The 21,054-nt window shown below is 64.6% G+C and carries 21 protein-coding genes; 5 read left to right on the forward strand and 16 right to left on the reverse strand.

Translation table 11 applies throughout. The annotated features are described in order from the left end of the window. Positions 1-20 precede the first annotated feature (20 nt). Positions 21-737 carry a uracil-DNA glycosylase gene (locus tag VFO25_12730; GenBank protein HET9343771.1) on the forward strand — a complete coding sequence of 239 codons (717 nt, stop codon included), beginning with the start codon at positions 21-23 and terminating at the stop codon, positions 735-737. Here the strand turns inward: VFO25_12730 and VFO25_12735 are convergent. Genes VFO25_12735 through VFO25_12745 form a run of 3 tightly spaced genes read right to left on the reverse strand, consistent with a single transcriptional unit; the run spans position 734 to position 3,901 of the window. Beyond that, the gene (locus VFO25_12735) at positions 734-1,738 is read right to left on the reverse strand and encodes an NAD(P)-dependent oxidoreductase (protein ID HET9343772.1); all 1,005 of its coding nucleotides are present in this window, start codon (positions 1,736-1,738) and stop codon (positions 734-736) included. The genes VFO25_12730 and VFO25_12735 overlap by 4 nt on opposite strands. Continuing rightward, positions 1,705-2,505, reverse strand: coding sequence for a class I SAM-dependent methyltransferase (locus VFO25_12740; GenBank protein ID HET9343773.1), 801 nt, complete (start codon positions 2,503-2,505; stop codon positions 1,705-1,707). The genes VFO25_12735 and VFO25_12740 overlap by 34 nt, the downstream gene beginning before the upstream one ends. Then, complete coding sequence (locus VFO25_12745) at positions 2,492-3,901, reverse strand: dihydrolipoyl dehydrogenase (protein HET9343774.1); 1,410 nt, start codon at positions 3,899-3,901, stop codon at positions 2,492-2,494. Before VFO25_12745 ends, VFO25_12740 begins: the two co-directional genes overlap by 14 nt. Before the next feature lie 140 nt (positions 3,902-4,041). On the opposite strand from VFO25_12745, the gene VFO25_12750 reads away from it, so the two are divergent. After that, positions 4,042-4,509: a hypothetical protein gene (locus tag VFO25_12750; protein ID HET9343775.1), complete on the forward strand. Its 468-nt coding sequence runs from the start codon at positions 4,042-4,044 to the stop codon at positions 4,507-4,509. Next, positions 4,506-5,237 (forward strand): fumarylacetoacetate hydrolase family protein, encoded by a 732-nt coding sequence (locus VFO25_12755; protein ID HET9343776.1) that lies wholly within the window; start codon positions 4,506-4,508, stop codon positions 5,235-5,237. Before VFO25_12750 ends, VFO25_12755 begins: the two co-directional genes overlap by 4 nt. A gap of 12 nt (positions 5,238-5,249) precedes the next feature. Here VFO25_12755 and VFO25_12760 read toward each other — a convergent pair whose 3' ends face one another. Continuing rightward, entirely contained in the window at positions 5,250-5,834 is a 585-nt protein-coding gene (locus VFO25_12760; GenBank protein HET9343777.1) for a hypothetical protein, read from the reverse strand. Between the two features lie 378 nt (positions 5,835-6,212). Then, complete coding sequence (locus VFO25_12765; GenBank protein HET9343778.1) at positions 6,213-8,009, reverse strand: exonuclease domain-containing protein; 1,797 nt, start codon at positions 8,007-8,009, stop codon at positions 6,213-6,215. An 88-nt stretch (positions 8,010-8,097) separates the two neighbouring features. Between VFO25_12765 and VFO25_12770 the strand changes: the two genes are divergently transcribed. Both VFO25_12770 and VFO25_12775 read left to right on the forward strand, forming a co-directional pair. Next, positions 8,098-8,778 (forward strand): alpha/beta hydrolase, encoded by a 681-nt coding sequence (locus VFO25_12770; protein HET9343779.1) that lies wholly within the window; start codon positions 8,098-8,100, stop codon positions 8,776-8,778. Further along, positions 8,775-9,554, forward strand: coding sequence for an SDR family oxidoreductase (locus VFO25_12775; GenBank protein HET9343780.1), 780 nt, complete (start codon positions 8,775-8,777; stop codon positions 9,552-9,554). The genes VFO25_12770 and VFO25_12775 overlap by 4 nt, the downstream gene beginning before the upstream one ends. Before the next feature lie 210 nt (positions 9,555-9,764). On the opposite strand, the gene VFO25_12780 is transcribed toward VFO25_12775, so the two are convergent. The 11 genes from VFO25_12780 to VFO25_12830 all read right to left on the reverse strand — a co-directional run bounded on the left by VFO25_12780 (position 9,765) and on the right by VFO25_12830 (position 20,941). Beyond that, positions 9,765-11,006: a hypothetical protein gene (locus VFO25_12780; protein ID HET9343781.1), complete on the reverse strand. Its 1,242-nt coding sequence runs from the start codon at positions 11,004-11,006 to the stop codon at positions 9,765-9,767. 267 nt (positions 11,007-11,273) lie between these two features. Further along, entirely contained in the window at positions 11,274-13,499 is a 2,226-nt protein-coding gene (locus tag VFO25_12785; GenBank protein HET9343782.1) for a hypothetical protein, read from the reverse strand. 994 nt (positions 13,500-14,493) lie between these two features. Then, positions 14,494-15,000 (reverse strand): ribosome maturation factor RimM, encoded by a 507-nt coding sequence (gene rimM, locus VFO25_12790; GenBank protein HET9343783.1) that lies wholly within the window; start codon positions 14,998-15,000, stop codon positions 14,494-14,496. Next, complete coding sequence (locus VFO25_12795; GenBank protein HET9343784.1) at positions 14,997-15,398, reverse strand: KH domain-containing protein; 402 nt, start codon at positions 15,396-15,398, stop codon at positions 14,997-14,999. Before VFO25_12795 ends, rimM begins: the two co-directional genes overlap by 4 nt. 10 nt (positions 15,399-15,408) lie before the next feature. Further along, on the reverse strand, positions 15,409-15,702 hold the full coding sequence (gene rpsP, locus VFO25_12800; protein HET9343785.1) for a 30S ribosomal protein S16: 294 nt from the start codon (positions 15,700-15,702) through the stop codon (positions 15,409-15,411). Positions 15,703-15,724: 22 nt separating this feature from the next. Further along, on the reverse strand, positions 15,725-17,011 hold the full coding sequence (ffh, locus tag VFO25_12805; GenBank protein ID HET9343786.1) for a signal recognition particle protein: 1,287 nt from the start codon (positions 17,009-17,011) through the stop codon (positions 15,725-15,727). Between the two features lie 53 nt (positions 17,012-17,064). Next, a complete protein-coding gene (locus VFO25_12810; protein ID HET9343787.1) occupies positions 17,065-17,304 on the reverse strand; it encodes an acyl carrier protein in 240 nt (79 codons plus the stop codon). 94 nt (positions 17,305-17,398) lie between these two features. After that, positions 17,399-18,148, reverse strand: a complete 750-nt coding sequence (locus VFO25_12815; GenBank protein HET9343788.1) for a 3-oxoacyl-ACP reductase family protein — start codon at positions 18,146-18,148, stop codon at positions 17,399-17,401. Next, complete coding sequence (locus VFO25_12820) at positions 18,148-19,104, reverse strand: ACP S-malonyltransferase (GenBank protein HET9343789.1); 957 nt, start codon at positions 19,102-19,104, stop codon at positions 18,148-18,150. Before VFO25_12820 ends, VFO25_12815 begins: the two co-directional genes overlap by 1 nt. A 10-nt stretch (positions 19,105-19,114) precedes the next feature. Further along, complete coding sequence (locus VFO25_12825; GenBank protein ID HET9343790.1) at positions 19,115-20,173, reverse strand: beta-ketoacyl-ACP synthase III; 1,059 nt, start codon at positions 20,171-20,173, stop codon at positions 19,115-19,117. Positions 20,174-20,434: 261 nt separating this feature from the next. Continuing rightward, a complete protein-coding gene (locus VFO25_12830) occupies positions 20,435-20,941 on the reverse strand; it encodes a DUF177 domain-containing protein (GenBank protein HET9343791.1) in 507 nt (168 codons plus the stop codon). Positions 20,942-21,054: the final 113 nt, after the last annotated feature.

Below are 21,054 nucleotides of genomic sequence, written 5' to 3' on the forward strand. Positions count from 1 at the left end.
CGGCCGAAGAACCCGCCCGAATGGCCCTCGAACGCCAGGCACTCGACGCGCTTCGCGAGCGCGTCGTCGCATGTCGGCGCTGCCCCGAGCTGCGCGCGTACTGCCGCGAGATCGGTCGCGCGGGCAAGCGCGAGTTCGCCGGCGATACGTATTGGTCGAAACCCGTGCCGGGGATCGGACCCGCCTCAGCGCGCCTTCTCATCGTCGGCCTCGCGCCTGCCGCGCACGGCGCGAATAGGACCGGCCGCATGTTCACCGGGGACTCGTCCGGCGCGTGGCTTTCGCGCGCGCTTCATCGGTCCGGCTTCGCTACCGTTCCGCACTCGATCCGCCGCGGCGACGGCTTCGCGCCGATCGACGCCTACATCACCGCCGCTTTGCGCTGCGCGCCGCCGGGCAACAAGCCCACCGCGATCCAGCTCGGGCGCTGCGCGCCTTATCTGCGCTCCGAGATCGAGCTACTGCACCGACTTCGGGTCGTCGTCGGGCTCGGCAAGATCGGTTTCGACAACGTCGTCCGCGCACTCGAATCGTGCGGCTACGTGCATGCGGATGCTCGACCCGTATTCGCGCACGGCGCGACGTCGACCATGAGCGCATCGGACGGCCGAGCGGTGACGCTCATCGCGTCGTATCACCCGAGCCGGCAGAACACGAATACCGGCGTGCTGACCGAGCCGATGCTCGACGCCATATTCCGCGAGGCCCGCGTCGCTCTCGGCCCCGCCCGGCGCTAACGACGAGAACGATTCGCAGCGTGGTCGTTGATCGTCGAAGCTAAGTAGGCGATCCGGCGTTCGCGCGCAGCCGGCGTCCAAGCGCTCGAGTGAGGCGTCATGATGACGTTGTCGAGCGCGTCGAACGCCATATCGCTCGGCTTGACGATGTCCGTCGACTTGTGCGGATAGCGATACCACACGTCGATCGCCGCGCCCGCGATGCGCCGAGTGGACAACGCATCGAACAGCGCGCGTTCGTCGACGACCGGGCCGCGCGCGACGTTGACGAGGACCGCGTGCGGCCGCATGAGCTCGAAGCGGCGGGCGTCGATGAGACCTTGGGTCAGCGGCGAAAGCGCGCACGCGACGACGAGCGCATCGCTCTGCCCGATCAGCGCGTCGACGCCCGCCTTCGAATCGAGCGGTGCGGGGCGCTCGGCTAGCAACCCTGGCTTCACCGCTTTGTCCGGATGGAGCGTGACGGCCCGGCACTGCATGCCGAATGCGACGGCGCGGAGCGCGACCTGCTCGCCGATGCGTCCGAAACCGACGAGCCCGAGCGACGAGCCCCACAGCTCGTCGACGAGCTCGCGCGAGCCGAAGTATCCGAAGCGCCACTCGCCGCGCCGAAGCGCCGCATCGGCTGCGAAGAAGCGCTGCCGGAGCGCGACGAGCGCGCCGAGGACGTACTCCGCCATCGGTATCTCGTGGCCGATACCGGCGACGAATTCGACCCCGATGGGCAGCGCCGAGCGATCGATCATCTCGGTGCCCGCTGCCGGACATATCAACAGCTCGAGCGCACGAGCGTTGCGCGCCATCTCGGCGTCGAAGCGCGTCGCCAGGATCACCTGCGCGTCGGCGATCGCGGCGCCTACGCCGGCCGCATCTCTCGGATCGGCGGCGACGAGCGCGATGCCCTCGTCGAGCCTGCCGTTCAGATCCTCGAGCCACGACGGCGACAACGACACGACTTTCATCGAGCTCATCGCCGGCGCATGACGACGACCATACGCCACGAGTCCATCTTCATCGTGAAGGGCACGCCCACATCGAGATCGCCATACCAGCCGACGACGTCGAAGGCGCCGCTGCGCGCCGCGATGTTCGAGACCGACCCGCGCAGCCACATGCGGTGGAGCTGCTTGCCCACGATCTTGCGCGGACGTCGCCCATCCGCGTACTTCGCGTCGATCGTCAGCGTCGCGCGGTACGTCTCGGCGACCGCGTCGCGCGCGCTCGTGTCGTAGCGCGCATCGACGACGACACCGGGGTGACGTTGGGTCCATCGGCCGAGCGTTCGCCCGTGGCTCGGATCGAAATAGTCGGCCGGATGGGTCAGCTCGAGGACGAACAATCCGCCGCGGCGGACGGCTGCGCCCGTCGCGCGCAGGGCGGCGATGCCATCCTCATCCGACGTACAGTGCGCGAACGAGTCGAAGAGGCACATCGCGATGTCGACGCGTTTAGCGAGCCGGAACGATCGCATGTCAGCTCGGCGGAGATCGACGGACACACCGTCGACCAGCATCAAACGCTTCGCGTACCCCAGCATCGACGCGTTGAGGTCGACGCCGACGGCGCCGATGCCGCGTTTGGCGAACTCGCGCAGGTGATGCCCCGGACCGCATGCGATCTCGAGAACGCGCTTCGGCCTCTCGACGCCGTGCGCACGTGCGAGCGCGAGCAGCCCGTCGCACTCCTCGGGGATGTCGCGGAACGAAAACGCGAGATCGTAAAGGCGCGGCTCTTCGTAGATCAGACCGCGCTTCTCAGGGCGTGACAAGCTGCCGCTTTTCGTGATCGAGCCGCTCCATGAGCGACTCCGCCGGATACGTCATGATCTCGGCAAGCGTCGGATGCAAGTGCGGCATCTCCAACACGTCGCGGACGTTCGCGCCGAAGTAGAGCAGCGCGATCGCCTCGTGGATCAGATCCGCCGCTTCAGCGCCCACGATCGCGACGCCGATGATCTTGCCGTCGCGCGAGGCGAGCATCTTGACGAACCCCTCCGTGCGCCCGGTCGCGATGCCTTTGCCAAGGTCGTCGAAGGGGTACGACGCGATCGCGTAGACGATGCCGCGTCTCGCGCACTCACGCTCGGTGAGGCCGGCGACGGCGACCTGCGGTTCGGTGAAGACGGCGCGCGCGGATTGCAGGCTGTAGTCGACCTTCGACGGACGCGACGAAAACGCGTTGCGGACCGCCAGCATACCCTCGTGCACCGCGACGTGGACGAGCTGCCAGCTTTGGTGAAGCACGTCGCCTGCCGCATAGACTCTCGGGTTCGTCGTCCGCAAGAACTCGTCGACCGTGATGCCGTCGCCGTGATCGATACCCGCGGCGTCGAGCCCGAGTCCGTCGATGTTCGGGTCGCGGCCGAGCGCGACGAACACCTCTTGCGCGCTGACGGACTCCTCGCGAGCGTCGCGCACGTATCGTACGCTCTTCGAAGCTCCCGAGCGCTCGACACCGATGAGGTTCGTACCGGCGATCACGGTGATCCCGTCACGCTCGAGCGCGCCGCGCAGCGACAACCCGACGTCCTCATCTTCATCCGAGAGCAGCGTCGGGCTTCGCTGCACCAAGGTCGTCGCGACGCCGAGCCTGCTAAGGTATTGAGCGAGTTCGCATGCCGTCGGGCCGCCGCCGAGCACGACGACGCTTTCCGGCAACGATTCGAGTTCCAGCACGTCGTCGCTCGTGATAAAACCGGTTTCGGTGAGACCGGGGATCGCCGGCACGGCGATCCTCGACCCCGTCGCGATGAGAAACCTTTCGGCAGCAATCGTCGCGGCTCCGACCTCGATCGTGTCGGGACCGCTGAAGCGGGCGGCTTCGCGGATCACCGGAAAAGATTCGATCCCCTCGATCCGATAGTCGGCGAACTCTTTGATGATGCGTCGTTTGCGCCGGACGACTGCGTCGACATCGATGCGTGGCGGCTGCACGATGATGCCGTACTCGCTTGCCCGGCGGACGAGCTGTGCGACTTCGGCCGAACGCAGGAGCGTTTTCGACGGCATGCAGCCGCGCAATATGCACAAGCCGGCGAGCGGGCCGGGGCCGTCGACGATGACGACCGATTTTCCGAGGTCGGCAGCCGTGACGGCTCCCGCGTAGCCCGCGCTTCCTCCGCCGATGACGCAGAGATCGTATTTGGTCTCGATCGCCTCGCTCATTGGCCGCTTGTTCGGACCGACCGGAGCCGCCGCCCTCTAAAGGCGGTGGCTCTGCGCGCGCGAATGGGCCGTGGATGTCGAAGTCGCAACCTTTCACGGATTCGAGCGCGAGAGAGCGCGTCGTCCGAAAGCTTTTCGGCATGTTCGCGCTATCTGTCATCATCCAAGCCGCGCTGTTCATCGCGCTGGCGGCGATCTATCGCTTCGGTGCGCGATTCGCGCTCGACACGATCGCGAGCGCATCGCAAGGGAGTCTACCTGCAGGGGCCGACGGGATCGCGGCGCTCATCGTCCTCGTCCTCGAGCTCTTCACGGCGCTCGTCATCGGCTTTTTCGCCGCGCGCAGACTTCAAAGCGCCGTCGTGCGGCTGACCCCGCATCCAATGAAACCGCCGACCCGCCCGATACCGATGGCCAGCCTCTACGCAGGCGGCATCATCGCGGTCATCGGCGTGCTCGATTTCGCGCGTCAGCCCTTGCTCGGTCAGCCGTGGTCGGCGTGGCTCGTCGAACTCGTCCGCGATATCGGCATCGCATTGCTCTTCTGGTACGCAGCCGCGCGATCGATGAGCCCGCGGAAAGCGATGAGCCAGCGGAAGGCATCGTGACAGCCTACGTCCGATACACCGGCCCCGACGGCGCACCCCGCGACGGGATGCTCGAAGGCACGGACGTCGTCTCCGGAGGGTCGCGCACCGCGCTCGGATCGGTCAGGCTTCTCGCGCCATGTACACCGACGAAGATCGTCTGCGTCGGGCGCAACTATGCCGATCACGCAAAGGAGCTCGGATCGACGCCGCCCGTCGAACCGCTCCTGTTCTTCAAGCCGCCCTCGGCGGTCATCGGACCCGGCGACGACATCGTCTACCCACGGCAGAGCCGGCGCGTCGACTACGAAGGAGAGCTGGCCGCCGTCATCGGCCGGCGCTGCCGCGACGTTTCGCCGGAACGAGCGCGCGATTTCGTCCGCGGGTTCACCGTGTTCAACGACGTCACGGCGCGCGATCTCCAACGCACGGACGATCAATGGGCTCGCGCGAAGGGCTTCGATACGTTCGCGTCGATCGGGCCGTGCATCGTCGACGGCGTCGATCCGTCAAAGCTCCGCATCCGGACGACGCTCAACGGCGAGGTGATGCAGGAAGCGCCGACGTCGCTCATGCTCGTCGACGTCTGGACGCTTATCGCATACGCGAGCGCGGCGTTCACGCTCGAACCGGGGGACGTCCTCGCGACGGGCACGCCGAGCGGCGTCGGGCCGATGCAGCCCGGCGACGTCGTCAGCGTCGAGATCGATGGTATCGGAACGCTGACGAACCGAGTCGTCAGCCCTTAGACTCGGTACCTGTCAGGAGTTCGGCGGCGCGAAGAACGCGTCTTCGGTGACTGCGACGTGGAACGGCGCACCGCGCGTGAGCGTCACGTCGTTGCCTTTGCGCAGGAAATCGATGAGGAAGAACCCGGGCACGGTCATGTCGGCCACTTCAGCGACACTTCCGCCCATGCCGTTGTTGGAGTTCTGGTCGGCGACGAGGCTCGCTTGCGTGATGTCGACGGCGACATCCGGACCGTTCGGCACCGCGATCGGATCGAATTGCAGCTTCAAGATGCCGTCGACGCGGCCGCCGTGTGCCGGCGCCACGCGCACGATCTTGCCCGTGCCGACGGTCCCCTTCGGGATCGCTACGCGCGTGCCGACCATGACGTCATCGACGATCGTGTACGCGAACGTGTCGCCCGCGTGGTTGTGCGCCGACGAAACCGTCTGGTTCATCGCGATGCGCAACAGCGTGCCGGTCGACAACAACGTGTCGCGCGTCTGATCGGTCTCTGGGGCGTTCGCGTGCGGGATGGCGAGCGCGACACGGGGCACGCTCGTGACGAGCAGGATCGCTACCCCTGCGAGGGCTGCGCCTAAATGGGCTGGTCGCATAGTCGTGGCCTCGGAACTACGCCCTGTCGTGGTGATTCTACAACGTAACGGGCGCCGCAGCCTCCGCGTTGCGGCCGGGTCGAGCCATCGGAAGCGGGCGACACGTGAGGGCGGTCATTGTGCGCGGCTGCCCGGAAAGGCTTTAATGGAGCCGGGAGGGCCGATGATGGGTCTCGGCCCCCACCTTCTTCTCAATGTCATACGCGACCGGGGTGCCGGCTATGCGCCACGCCAGAGCGACGTTCGAGACCCTTCGCACCTCGTCAAGCCGCATCGACGATCAGGGCGGAGCAGCCTTATTCTATGCGATGAGCGGGCTCTTCTTCGCCCTCTTCGCGTTTGCCATCTGGTATTGTCCGCGACACCTGTGAACCGCGTTCAAGCAGGCGCCATCTCGCCGTCGAGGACCGCCGCCGCCCACTTCACTGACTCGCCGGGCTCCGGCGCCCGATCCGGCAACGGCACGTAGCTCAACCCCTCACGACGATCGCGATTCCACGCCGCCAGTATGAACAGCTGGTCTATTTCGTCTTGACGTACGAAGGAGCGCGAGACGTCCTTCGGGCGATGATTCGCCTCGAGGAGCGCCGCGAGTTCGGCGTGCGCTCGCTCGCGCTGCGTCAACCTGCGAGGCAATGAGGTACGCGCCGCGAGCCGGCCGCCGCAGAACAAAAAGCACGCCTCGCTCGCCGCATCGGTCGAAGGCGCCATCACGAGCACGTTGAGCGCGATCGCCGCCTCGAGGTCGCCGTGAAGGCCCCGCAGCCTCCTGAGCCGGTCGAGCCGCCGGTCCTCTCGCTCCGACACGTCCGGCCGGTTCCGCGCGGCGGCTTCGTCGCGCCTTCGCGCGACCGCCAACATCACGTCGTCCGCCTCGCCCTCGATGAAAGCGATGGCATCATCGACGAGCGCCGCATGTTGCGCGGCCGGCAGCGGCGCTTCGCATCCGTCCGGAGCGTCGGTCGAGCGCAATCCTAGTGCATCCTGCAGCGCCTCGACTGCGGCTCGCGCGGATGGTGCGTTGCGGAACGGCCCGTAATAACGCGCTCCGTCAGCGATGAGGCGCGTCGTCGTCAGGAGACGCCCGTACGTTCCGGCCTCCACTTTGACGAACGCGAAGTCGCGGAAGTCGCGCAATCTATCGTTGAACGGCGGATCGTGCGCGCGCACGAGTTCGGCTTCGAGCAGGAGCGCCTCGAGCTCCGATCCGGTGACGAGGTAGTCGAAAGACGCGACGACGCCGCGCAGGGCACGCACCTTGGCGGTCGCTGGCTTTGCTCCGCTCGCGTACGTCCGGAGGCGCTGGCGCAGGCTCCGAGATTTGCCGACGTATACGACCGTGCCGCCGGCATCCTTGAGCAGGTAGACGCCAGGCCTCGTCGGGACTTCTTCGAGCTCCTGGCGCAGGATCGACGTCCACACGGGCAGCTGCGTGATCGAAGCCAAGCGCTTTGGCGCTGGGCGTTTGCGCGCCGCGCGATGGCGCAGGAATTCAAGCAGCGCCCCATACGTGAACACGCCGTTGTCTTCGAGCTTTTTGATGCAATGGACGAGCAGTTCCGCGGTCGCGCGCGCGTCGGCGAGCGCGCGATGGTGGCGTTCGACGTCGAAGCCGAGCTCGCGCGTCAGCGTACCGAGCTTGTAGTTCGCGACTTCGACGATCGTCCGGCGCGCGAGCGCGAGCGTGTCCACTTTCGGGTTCGGCAGAGGCGCGCGGCCATGGCGCCGTAGTTCGAAGTCGATGAAACCCGCGTCGAATCGGACGTTGTGGCCGACGAGCACCCCGTCGCCGATCGATTCGACGATCTTGGGCAACAGCTCGCGGATGGGCGGCGCATCGGCGACCATCTCGTCGGAGATCCCGGTCAGCTGCGTGATGAACGCCGGGATCGGGGCGCAAGGGTTGACGAACGAGCGCCATGCGCGCACGATCCGCCCTTCCTCGACGCCGACGATGGCGATCTCGGTGATGCCGTCGTGACCGGGAATGCTTCCGGTCGTCTCGATGTCGACGACGGCGAACGTGCACGACCAAAGATCCGTGGCCGCTAATCGCCGCTGGCGTTCGAGCGCGTCGCCGAGCTCGGGCACTTTCGGGCAAAGCGGATCGGCGACGACTGGTACGTATGGGTGACGCGTAAGGAGCGCGTCACCCTGGGTGATCGGCCAGAGCATATCGTTGGGTCATGCGTTCATCGAACGTACGTGCGATTCCCGCGAGAGGCTGACGTTGGGCCTGACCGAATGCGCCCGCGTGATCCCCATGGTGCTCGTCCACGGCTCGGGCCATACGCACGAAAGCTTCGACGCACAAGTCGCCGAGTTCGGCTGCGATGCCGTGTCATTGCCCGGCCATCCTGAGGGCGAAGCACTCGCATCTGTCGGCGATTGCGCCGCGTGGCTCGCGAAATATCTCCATTGGAAGGGGGCGGACCGCGCCATAGTCGGCGGCAACTCACTTGGCGGCGCCATAGCGATCGAATTCGCACTGCGCTATCCGGATCGCACCGCCGGACTCATCCTCTTGGGAACCGGCGCACGGCTCAAGGTCGCTCCGACGATCTTCGAGATGATCGACGCGCGCTGGCCCGACTGCATCGACGAGCTCGTCGGCTTTTCGCTCGCCCCGAACGCCGACCCATCGTTGCGTGCGCGCGCACGCGATTGGCACATTCGCGTCGGCCAACGCTCGACGCGGCGCGACTATCAGGATTGCGACGAGTTCGATGCGATGGATCGCGTCGGATCGATCCGCGCGCCAACGCTGATCGTCGTCGGCTCCGAAGATAAGATGACACCGCAGAAATATTCCGCGTACCTCCACGGCAGCATCGCGGGCAGCGAGTTGTCGGTCATCGAGGGAGCTGGCCACCTCGCGCACGCCGAGAAACCGGAAGCGGTCAACGCGCGGATACGAGCGGTGTTTTCCGAGTCGATCGCGTGAGCACGGCGCTCGTCACGGGCGCGACCGAGGGGATCGGACTCGAGCTCGCGCGCGTCTTCGCCGCAGACGGCTGGGATCTCGCGATCGTCGCTCGCGACCGGAAGCGTCTCGATGAGACGGCAGCCGAGCTTCGCGCGACGGGCCGCGCGATCTCGACGTTCGCGTTCGACCTGTCGCTCGACGGCGCGGCTCGATCGCTCTTCGACGCGGTTCGCGCGGCCGGACTGCGGATCGATGCGCTCGTCAACAACGCCGGCATCGCGACGCACGGCAGATTCGTCGACATCGCATCGACCGACGAACTCGCGATGCTTCACCTCAACGTCGTCACGCTGACGGAATTGACCAAGCTCTTCTTGCCGCTCATGGTCGAGCGGCGCGCCGGCAACGTCCTCATGCTCGCTTCGACGAGCGCGTTCCAGCCGGGCCCCTACATGGCCGCATACTACGCGACGAAGTCGTACGTATTGTCGCTCGCCGAAGCGCTCGAGGTCGAGCTGGCGGGTACGGGTGTCCGCATCACCACCCTATGCCCGGGTGCGACGCACACCGGCTTCACTCGACGCGCGAAGATGACGGCCGAGACCCGCTTGTTCCGATACAACGCGATGGACGCACACCGGGTCGCGCTCGCCGGTTACCGCGGAATGCGAGCCGGCCGGACGATCGTCATCCCCGGCGTCATCAACAACGTGCTCGCGTTCGTCGTTCGGATATCACCGCGCAAGATCGTCTCTCGGGTCGTCGGCTGGCTCAACAAGGTCCCCCGGACATAAGGCCACAGAGCGGTCGAGCTTTAGCTCCACCGGCGTCGAGCTTTCAAATCTACAAGGCCGCGGCGGTCGAGATGAATCTCGACCGCTCCCATTTTTCACGGATTCCATAATAATATTCGGGGAGATTGTGAAATCGCCGTTTCGGGCTGGCGGGGTCCCACACGGCGTCTACATGCTCGACGCGAACGGCGATCGGCGCTTTGGGCGTCTTTACTGGACCGTGACTGGCACCGGAAAGCTGTTCCCCTTATGGTCGCTCACGGTAACGTTGCAGGACCCCGCTCCAGTCGCCGTTACCGTGAATGTGTCCGATCCCGCCGGCGCAACGGTCGCTACTGCAACATTCGAACTCTTGGCCAGCAGCGGGGCGGATGCGGTCGGCTCTGAGGCGATCAGCGTACTCGACTGTCCGACCGAAAGGGCAAGGCTCGTGGGCGTCACGGTCAATACGTTGCGCACGAACACCGACATCGTGCCGAACTCGGGTTGGGTGAACCAAACGTTTCCATCAGGCCCAATAGTGAGCGGGCCAACGCCGGGAAAGTTCGGCGCGTTCCCAAGGACCGTAAATTTGTGGGACTGGATGTTGTATCTCGCGAGACCCTCGTCAACCATGACGAACAGCTCGAACCGGCTTCCTCCATTCGCCAGGGCCTCGGGATGCCGACCGTGGGCGTAGAATTCGGTCACGGTACCGGAAGGCGTGATTCGGCCGAGCCTGTGATCGAAGAACTCGCCGAACCAGACGTTCCCATCGCTCGCCAACGTAATGCCGCTTGTTTCTGTCGTTGCGTGCGTCCGAAATTCAGTTATTACACCAGATGTCGTGGCCCGGCCTATTAGCGGAGAACCTTCGGTGAACCATAAGTTGCCGTCGGAACCGACCGTTAGTTGTTGCGGGGGATTGCCCGACGGCGTGGTGAACTCGGTCACGGAACCGGTCGTGGTAATGCGGCCGATCGCCGCGCGGGCTTCGTCCGTAAACCAAAGGTTCCCGTCGGGCCCGGACTTTATGTCGAACGGGCTCGCTCCCGTCGGCAGCGAGTATTCAATGATCGTGCCGTCGGTCTGAAGGGTTCCGATTTTTCCCGGCCCGGGCTCGGTAAACCAGATATCTTTGTCCGGGCCGACAGCCAACGCCGATACGTCAGCGTTCTTGGTCGGGATCGCAAATCGGGTGACGCGATTTGTCCTCATCGCCAGCCGATCGACCGCATTACCTACATTCTCGGAGAACCAGATGTTGTTGTCGGCACCGCTCACAATGGCGAATGGATCGCCTGGGACCTGCGATGGGCCGAAGGCGACCCATTGCGCAGGTCCGGGTCCGCCTTGGACGATTTTGGGCCTTGGGATGACGCCAGCGCCGGTCGCGCCTGGATGCGTTGTGGCCCCAGAAACGCAGCCGCTGGCGGTCACCACAAAGGCGAGCAGAAAAATCCACGCACGCATGCTGACGCTCACTTCCGATCCGACCGCTATTGAAGAACGTTGCCTGGTCACACGCGGAGCACCTGCGGTCACTGGAGGAGAACCACGCCCGACATGGGCGGAATCCCGTCCGTCGTATGAAGCATGTCTACGGACGGGCAGTTAGAAACGCTGAACGCGAAACTGGGGTACCCTGCACCGCACAGCGTGCCGCCGCCACCATTGCCATTGGCGTCTACCTGAATGGTGGAGGAGGGACTTCTGAATCCGACGCTGCCGCTGTGTACCTTATTGAAAACGGCCTGGACCTGCCTTAAGTGTCAGGTTTACGGCGGTAGCTAGAACAGTCTCCTGATTTGTACCGGGCGAGTCAACGAGATAACTCCCGTTGACGTAGACGTTCGTGACACTCCCGAGCGTGACGGTGAGCATGCACGGAGGACTCGCACAGTTGATAGTTCCCGACGTATTGACGGGCGGGGTTTCTCCGAGACAGCCGTCGTCCTTCGCGTTGATCGCGCCGCACACGTGGGTGTATGCGTGCGTCAAGCAGTAGCCGCCAGAGCCACAAGAACCTCCTTGAGTCGAAGAAAGCAAGCTCTTGAAGCTCACTTTTGCGTTTGTCATGTTCACGCACGCCGCACCATTCATCGTCATCGCCGCATAGACGGTCAAGGCATTAAACTCGCGACAATACACGCCGCCGGCACGATGCAGCGCGGTGCCGTCCTCGCCGCACGTCCCAGCGATGAGATAGTCGGCGATGCCGCCGCTCGTCGACGCGTCCGGCGTCGGCTGCGGGCTGGCGCCCACCATCTGGCAACCATCGTACGCCTGGGTGCCACGCAGAATCGAATTGGTGCCGTGCACAAACGCGACGCTGTCGAATGTGACTTTATTCGTCGTGCGGTTGACGGCGTTGACGGTGACCTGTTCCCATGAGGACTTGTCGTTGTTGAAGAGATTCAGGGTTTGGCCTGGCTGGATGTTCTTAGCGTTGTTGACGATCGCGGTCGCCATCGGTCCGGGGGAAGCTATGCCGCCCGCTATCTTCGTGAATACGGGGTTGCCCAGGAATGTCGCCATCGTCTTCACCGGTGAACCCGGGTATATGAGCGCCTCGGCATAGAACGGCACGTCGAGGTGACTCGAACCGTATTTCATCTGCACAACGGTCCGACCGTCGACGTAGGCCAAAAGCGTCAACGCATACGTCGTTATCCGATACGAATATGGCGAGAGCGAGCGAACGACGTAGCTCGTCGAGTGGCTGTTTGTGAAGATCGCAGTGATGGTAGGGGTTGGCGAGTTCATCGAATCGACGACGGAGACTATTTCCTGATTCCCTCCGCCTCCGACTAAGAGGGCGAAGGGATTGTCGTGCCCCATCGGCGCGCCGTTCAACTGCGTGCTCCCGACCGTGATAACTTGCGGCGAAGGATTGGGGCTCACCGCTGTCGTCGCGGTCGTGTTGAGGTCGTAGCCGTCGGCAGACGTGTCGAACGCTGTGCTGTGCCCGCCGACTTCAGCGAAGACTGGCGTCGGGGAATTCTCCGCGTGGATGTCGGACGTGCAGTTCATGTTCACCGCCCAGTTGACGGAAAGAGGCACCTGTGTACTGCCATCCAGCCAGGAATCCTCGATGGACCCGCCTACGATCCCCGGCGCCGTCGTCGCCGTTGCGCCGAAGGCGTCTTGACCAAGCTCGTCTGCGTTACAGCTCTCGACCGTGGCGCCGGTCGTGGAGTCATCGGAGCGCGTTCCGCCATTAAAGGTCGCGAAGCCGTTCAGCCAAACCGGAAACGGCGCGCCAGTGTCCCCGGCCCCCGTTCCGGTCGGCCGAAGGACGCCGTTCGCGAACGCGAGCTGCGCTGCGACCAAGCCGGGATAGCTGTTTGTCCAGTCCCAGATGCCGGTAGGTCCCGGCGAGGGATCAAGCTCGAGCGAGCCGGTCCACGTAATGGAGGACTGGCCGCGATTATAGTGCGGAGCGGCCTGATCCAAATAGAAGATATCGTAACAGCTGAACGGGCCGAGCTTCGCAGTATCGTAATCGCACGTATTGATGCCACTGCCGTTTGGATTCGACGCCGACGGAGCCGGCGTCGGCGAGATGTAAGTAAAACCGGTGACGACGTAGGGCGCCTTCGACCCCAAGACTCCTCGAAAATAGTCCTGCGCCATACCTATCATGTCGATGCCCTGCGGGTTCATCATGTATTTCTGCACGGTCGCATCCGGATTAGGACTTTGCGTGCAGTCGGTCGGCGCTCCGACAATCCGTCCGCTGTCACCGTCGCCCATGCTGATCGCCGAGGTCGGCGTAGGACCAGGCTTGGCATGAAGGACGTCGTCGTTGGTGCTCGGCGGAGACGCCGACGATTCGGCCGTACCGTGCAAACGGATCCAAGTAAGAAATGCCGTGTCGCGCTTGTCGTTTTGATTGAGGCAAACGCCCGGGCTCGCAGGCGGGCCTCCCGTATTACCGTTGATCTCGTTCTTATAGTCGAACATGATCTCTTCGTTCGTATATTCGAGGGACTTGCAGCCTGTGCCTAACGGCGTGTACGTTGCGTCGAACCAGGAGTGAGACGACGACTGAGACGGCGGAGACGCGTACGCTGGTCCGTCCGTGACATCGTCCTGGCACACGTCCTGCCATTGGTTGACAATCTGCCACTTTAAGCCATCGCCGCCGAACTTGTCGTCGACTCCCTTGATCAAGATGTGATAAGGGCGGCAGACACCTCCTCGCGTTAGGCCGTTCTGATTCCAGTCGCCGCCGGTGGTACACGGAGTCCCGTCAGCGACAAGAAGCGTCCTGGGCGTTCCGCACGAGGCGACGATGCTGGAAACCAATGCAACGATGGTCGCAAGCAAGGTAACGATGCGCATCTGAAAGCCCTCCAAATGCATAAGACGCCAGGCCTCGCAGACGAGGCCGGGCCTGGTGATTCACCATCGGGTCACGCGGCCCTGGCAGAGGTCATAGCAAGCCTTGACGTCGATGCCGCGGCGCAGCAACCCAGCGCGTCAGGCGCCGAGCGCCTGGCGCTATGTTATGGGCGAGGACTCGAGCGACACCAACGACTGCGAGCGATAGGGACGGCGGAGACGAGCGGTGCCCGTAGCGGAATCGCGAAACAAAGTCGACCCCCACATCCCGAGCAACGCGCTCGTTTGCAAGCGTATCATCGTGCTTTGTGAGTATCTCCGCGCCACTATCGGCGGACGTCGTCGGTCTGAGACAGTTAGCACATTTGCCACCGAGGATTTGACGCTCTCGCGCTACGTCTGTCTCCAGCAATGCTGCCAATGGCGACTGACGCAACGCACTCTTGTGGACCGCAGATCAACGTGAACGCCTCAACGAGATTGGAGGTGTCGCGGATTCGATGATCCTTTCTCGCCCTGGCGAACGTTATGCTGTGAAATCGCGGTTGAGGGCGACGTTCTTGTGAACAAACGCAATATTGGTTGGAAGCCATTCTTAAGGTGTGATCGCGTCTTACAGGTCCTCGAAGCCGGGCGGCAATGACGTCGAGATCGTCTTTGAAGCGACATCGATGACGAGGCTGTACGCCGCCAGCATAGGGACGAGGAGCGAGCGGTCGCCTACGACGAGCATGTCCGCGTGCGGGTAGTGCGCGATCGAAGTCACCGCACCGAGCTCGCCGAGGCGCTCGTCCGTCACGCGCATCCCGATGAGGTCTTCGTCGCGATACGTGTTCGGCGGCAAGTCGGGAAGGTCGCCGATGCGCGCCGACAGGACCGCTCCATTCAGCGTCTCGGCCGCAGTCGCGTCCTCGACGCCCTCGAAAAGCACGAGCAGCCGCTCTTTGTGCGGACGGATCGCGGCGATGACGAGATCACGATCGTTCCTGGATGCGCGGACCGACAGACCCGGCCGGAAATCGGACGGGTCCGTCGTGACGACTTTCACCTCACCTCGAAGACCGAAGGTTCCGGCGACGCGGCCGATGACGGCGCGAGCGTCATCCGCTTTCGACGTCAATCGAGGATTTCGACGTTGACTTTCTCGCCGGAACCGACCGACGCGGCCTTCACGATCGTGCGGATCGCCTGCACGATGCGGCCCTGTCGGCCGATGACCTTGCCGCGGTCGTCTTCGGCGACGCGAAGAAGCAGCACGGGTCCGCGGTCGTCAGTGCTCGCGCCGATCTGGATCTCGTCGGGCTCGTCCACGATCTGCTCGACGATATACTTCAGCACTGCGGCCGCGCGGCCGATGCCGTCGCGGAGGTTGCCTGGGTCCTCTTCGTCGTCGATAGGCTGCGGTTCGCGCTGCGGCGGCACATCTTCGTCGTCGTCGAAGTCGATCGCCTCGGCCCGCGGCGCGGGCTGCGGCTCTTCGTCGTCAAAATCGATGAAATCGGTGGGGCGTTCGGGCATGGCTGACCTCTTACGACTTCTTCGCGCGCTTCGCTCGCGGCTTACGCGCCTTCACCTTCGAAGGATCGATGAGCCCTTTCGCCGCGAGCAGCCTCGCGACGGTATCGGACGGCTGTGCGCCGTCGCTCAGCCACTTCTTCACCTTCTCTTCGTCCAGGACGATCTCGACCGGATCGCGTCGCGGATTGTAGTGACCGACGATCTCGAAGAAGCGCCCATCGCGCGGCGCTCGCGCGTCGGCGACGACGAACCGGTATGTCGGCTGTTTTCTCGCGCCCGTCCGGCGCAAACGGATCTTGACCAAGTGATCTCTCCTCGTTACGTCGTTATATCTTGTGCGCGAACCGCTTCATGAGTTTGCGCGATTGCTCGAACTGCTTGATGAGACGGTTCACGTCTTGCACTTGCGTTCCGCTTCCGGCGGCGATCCGCTTTCGGCGGCTCGCATTGAGCACGCGCGGCTCGGCCCGCTCGCGCGGCGTCATCGAGCAGATGATCGCCTCGATCCGCGTCGCTTCTCTCTCATCGATCTTCGCGCCGGCCGCGAGCTTGCCCATCCCCGGCACCATTTTGAGCAGATCGCCGAGCGGACCCATGCGCCGCACTTGACGCAGCTGCTCCAAGAAGTCTTGCAGCGTCAGATCGTGACGGCGGATCTTGCCGGCGAGCTCTTTCGCCTGGCCCTCGCTGAAGACGCTCTGCGTGCGCTCGATGAGCGTCAGCATGTCGCCCATGCCGAGGATGCGCGACGCCAGCCGGTCCGGATGGAACGGCTCGATGGCCGTCACCTTCTCGCCGATGCCCGCGAACTTCACGGGCTTTCCCGTCACGGCACGGATCGAGAGCGCGGCCCCGCCTCTGCTGTCGCCGTCCAGCTTCGTCAGTATCGTTCCCGTCAGCGCGATGCGCTCGTCGAACGCCTTCGCGACGTTGACCGCTTCCTGGCCCGTCATCGCGTCGACGACGAGCAGCGTCTCGAGCGGTTTCACGTCGGCCGCGATCGCGCAGAGCTCGTCCATGAGCGGCTCGTCGATCTGGAGACGGCCGGCGGTGTCGATGATGACGGCCCCGTAGCCGGTCTTGCGCGCCTCGTCCACCGCCGCCGCGGCGATATGCGGCGGCTTGCCCGGCTGCGAGAAGACCGGCACGCCGATCTGCTCGCCGAGCACTTGTAGTTGATGGATCGCCGCCGGCCTGTAGATGTCGCACGCGACGAGCAGCGGCCGCCGCCCTTGTTCCTTGAAAAGCAGCGCCAGCTTCGCCGCGTGAGTCGTCTTGCCGCTGCCTTGCAGACCGACGAGCATCATCGGCGTCGGTCCGGATGGTGCGAAGCGCACCGTCGCGGTCTCGCCGCCCATGAGCTCGACGAGCCCGTCGCGCACGATCTTGATGACGGACTGAGCCGGCGTCAGCGACTCGAGGACCTCGGCGCCGACCGCGCGCTCGCGGATGCTCGCGATGAAGTCCTTGACGACCTTGAGGTTGACGTCCGCTTCGAGCAGCGCGATGCGCACCTCGCGCAAGACGTCGGCGACGTCGGCTTGCGTGAGCTTGCCGCGTGAACGAAGGCGTTGGAAGATCGCCCCGAGGCGATCGGAAAGCGTTTGAAACATTCAGTGCATCGGCGCGGGTGCGAAAAAGGTGGCGGGGCCGCGCGGGGCCGGGCCTAAGCTTTTTCGGTCACCTCTTCGATGTAGCGGACGGCATCGCCGACGGTCTTGATCTTTTCGGCCTCTTCGTCGGGGATGTCTAGATTGAACTCGGTCTCCAACGCCATGACGAGCTCGACCTGGTCGAGCGAGTCGGCGCCGAGATCGTCGGTGATGGAGGCGTCGAGCGTCACTTCATCCTCGTCCACGCCGAGCTGCTCAACGATGCACTTCTTCACTTTGTCGAACACTGACATCGGGCTCTACCGACCTCCTTACGTCTGTGGTATTGGAACCGGGGGTTCCTAGTGGCTGGGCGCGAGTCCTCGGTCTAAGCGACTTACGTCGCCCCTACATATGAAGGCCGCCGTCGACGGCGATGACTTGACCCGTGACGTAGCTCGCGCCGTCGCCGGCGAGGAACAGCGCCACGCCCGCGACCTCATCCGGTGACCCGAAGCGCCCGAGAGGCACTTTCGCGAGATATCGCTCCTTCACGGCGTCGGTCAAGGAGCGGGTCATATCGGTCTCGACGAAACCCGGCGCGATCGCGTTGACGCGGATGCTTCTCGAGCCAAACTCCTGCGCGAGCGACTTCGTCAAGCCGATGACGCCCGCTTTGGCGGCGACGTACGCGCTCTGTCCGGCATTGCCCATGATCGCGACGACCGAGGATATATTGATGATCGCCCCGCCCTTTTGAGCGAGCATCACCTTCCCCGCCGCCGATCCGAGGTAGAACACGCTCTTGAGGTTGATCGCGATCGCCTCGTCGAGCGCGTCCCAACGCATTCTCAAGATGAGCGCGTCGTACGTCTTGCCGGCATTGTTGACGAGCACGTCGATCCGGCCGAGCGCGGCCTTCGTGTCGTCGACGAGCTTCTGCGCCTGCGCCTGATCCGAGACGTCGGCCGTCAAGACGTGCGCTTTTCCGCCCTCCGCTTCGATCTCGCGACGCACGGCATCGAGCGGCTCGGGCCGGCGGCCGTTGAGCACGAGCGTGGCGCCGGCGCGCGCGTACGAAAGCGCGATCGCCCGGCCGATGCCGGTGCCGGCGCCGGTGACGAGCGCTCCCTTTCCTTCGAGCGACAGCGCGGCCATCACGCGGCGAAACCGTCCGCTGCGGCCGAGAGCTTCGCGAGGCTCGCCGGGTCGGCGACGTGGAAAACGCGACTGCTTTCGACGCCGTCCAGACGCGCCATCATCGGCGCGAGCACGCGCGTCGCGCCGCACTCGACGATGATGTCGGGCCGCATCGCGGCAAGGGCGACTGCGGCTTCGTGCCAGCGGACGCGCGCGCTCAAGCTCGCGATGAGACAGCGCCGGATCTGGGCGACGCTCGAGTAGGTCTCGACCTCGACGTTGCTGATGACGGCGAACGACGGCACGTCGATCGGCGCCGCCTCGACGTGCCGCGCGAACGCCGGCACGGCGGTCGCCATGAGCGGGCTGTGCCACGCGCCGGAGACGTTGAGCATGACGACGCGCTTGGCTCCCGCGGCGCGCGCGATATCGCACGCGACGGTTACGCCCGCGACGTCGCCGGAGACGACGATCTGCACGGGTGCGTTGAGATTGGCGACGTCGACGCGCGCGCCGCTTTGGGTGCGTGCTTGATCGCAGATCTCCTCGACCTTGGTCTGCTCGAAACCGATGAACGCGGCCATCGCGCCAGGCGCGACGTCTGCCGCGGCACCCATCGCGATAGCCCGCTCGTTCACGAGTGCGACCGCATGCTCGAGCGACAGGGAGCCCGCGATCGTGAGCGAGCAATATTCGCCGAAGGAATGCCCCGCCGACACGAGCGGCGTCAAACCGAGCGTTTCGACCGCGCGGTAGATGGCGACGTTCGCCGTGAAGATCGCCGGCTGGCTGACTCGCGTCTCGCGAAGCTCTTCATCCGTGCCCGTCTCGCACGTACGCAGCACGTCCCAACCCAAAACCGCGGAGGCGCGTTCGAAAGTCTCACGCGAAGCCTGAAACGAGCGCGCGACTTCGACGCCCATCCCGGTCGCTTGCGACCCCTGTCCGGGGAAGACGATGCCGAGGGTTGGCAATCGATCTCGCCTATGCCGTCGCGACTTGCGCCGCTCGTTCGGGCTGGGCGTACGACGCAGGCACTTTCCCGACCCGAGCGCCATCCCAGCGCCAGACGTTGGCGCCCCACGAGAGTCCACCGCCGAACGCGACGAGGACGACGATGTTGCCGTCTTTCACGCGGCCGTCCGAGACCGCCTCGGCCAGCGCGAGCGGGATCGAGGCCGACGACGTGTTGCCGTACTCTTGGATGTTGACGACGCACTTGTCGGGCGACACCTTGAGCATCTTCACCGTCGCATCGATGATCCGCGCGTTTGCCTGGTGGGGAACGATGAAATCGATGTCGCCGGGCGTGAGACCGGCTTGCGCGAGCGCGGCGGTCGTCGACGCGGCCATCATGTTGACCGCGACCTTGAAGACGCTTTGCCCCTGCATGTGGACGAAGCCGAGCCGCTTGTCGTGGAACTCGCCGTTGACGCTCGAATACGGCGTGCGGCTGCCGCCGCCCGGTAGGTAAAGCACGGTCGGATCCGCACCGTCCGCGCCGAGGGTCGCGCCGAGGAAACGATCGTCCTTGGACCGCTCGAGGAGCGCGGCGCCGGCGCCGTCGCCGAAGAGGACGCAGGTCGAGCGATCCGTGTAGTCGACGATCTTCGAAAGCGTCTCGGCGCCGATGACGAGCACGGATTCGTACATGCCGCCGCGGATGAGCGATGCGGCGGTCGTCAAGCCGTAGACGAATCCCGAGCACGCGATCGAGATGTCGAACGCCGGCGTGCCCGCGACGCCGAGCCGGTCGCCGACGATACAAGCCGTCGCCGGGAAAAGATAATCAGGGGTCGCCGTCGCGACGATGATCGCGCCGACGTCCTTCGGTTGCTTACCGGCGGCGTCGAGCGCGGCGAGCGCCGCTGGAACGGCTATGTCCGACGTCGCTTGATCGGGAGCCGCGATGTGGCGCCGGCGCATGCCGGTCCGTTGGACGATCCATTCGTCAGTGGTGTCGACGAGGCGTTCGAGGTCTTGGTTCGTCAGAACGCCAGCGGGAGCGTAGCTGCCGATGCCTGCTATCCGAACGCCGAACACGAGGCGCGGTTACGCCTTCGCCCCGGCCGACTCGTCCGGTCGGGCGACGGCCACGCGGCCGTTATAGTAACCGCAATTGCTGCACGCGTAATGCGGCCGGCGCGGCTGATGGCACTGAGGACATGTCGAAACCGCGGGAGCCGCGGTCTTCCAATTGCTCCGCCTCGAGCGGGTGTTCGACTTGCTCCGTTTTTGCTTCGGGTTCGCCATATCTCTCCGGTTCCGGTCGAGTTTGGAGCGGTCGACCTTTACGGTCGACCGTCAGTTGTTGTCGCGTTCTTGTATCAACCGGGACAGGCCTGCCAGCCTCTCGTCCAAGACCGTCTCCTTGCAATCGCAATCGGTCAGGTTGCGGTTGCCGCCGCATACCGGGCAGATGCCCTTGCAGCGTTCGTCGCATACGGCCGCCATCGGTTCGTCGACCTCGAGCAATTGCACTACGAGATCGTCGAGATCGATGCTCCTGTCGACGAGCGGCGACACATCGGAGAAGAGCGCGTCTTTCGGCGCGACGTCTTCGCTGAACGCCTCTTCGATCGTCACTCGAGTCGGACGTTTGAACGCCTCGAGGCAGCGCACGCACGTCTCGGCTTCGACGCCTTCGACCTGACCTTCCATGTAGACGCCGTGTGATATTCGACCGATGGTCGCGACCACGCGAACGCCGTCAGGGTAACGAGCGCCGACGTCGCCCGGCGGCCGGACGACTTGATCGACTTCGATGGCTTCGACATCGCTGCCGAAAAGACGATCGACGGGAATCTTCACAGGGGGAGCCTTGCGCATACGAAAGCCCGGCCACGAGGGCGGGCTGCTGGAACGACGGCTTTATTATAGAAAAGCTGCCGCCCGATGTCAAATGGTTTTACGGCTCGGGACGG

Source organism: Candidatus Eremiobacteraceae bacterium (genome assembly GCA_035710745.1).
In the GTDB taxonomy this organism is placed as follows: domain Bacteria; phylum Vulcanimicrobiota; class Vulcanimicrobiia; order Eremiobacterales; family Eremiobacteraceae; genus JANWLL01.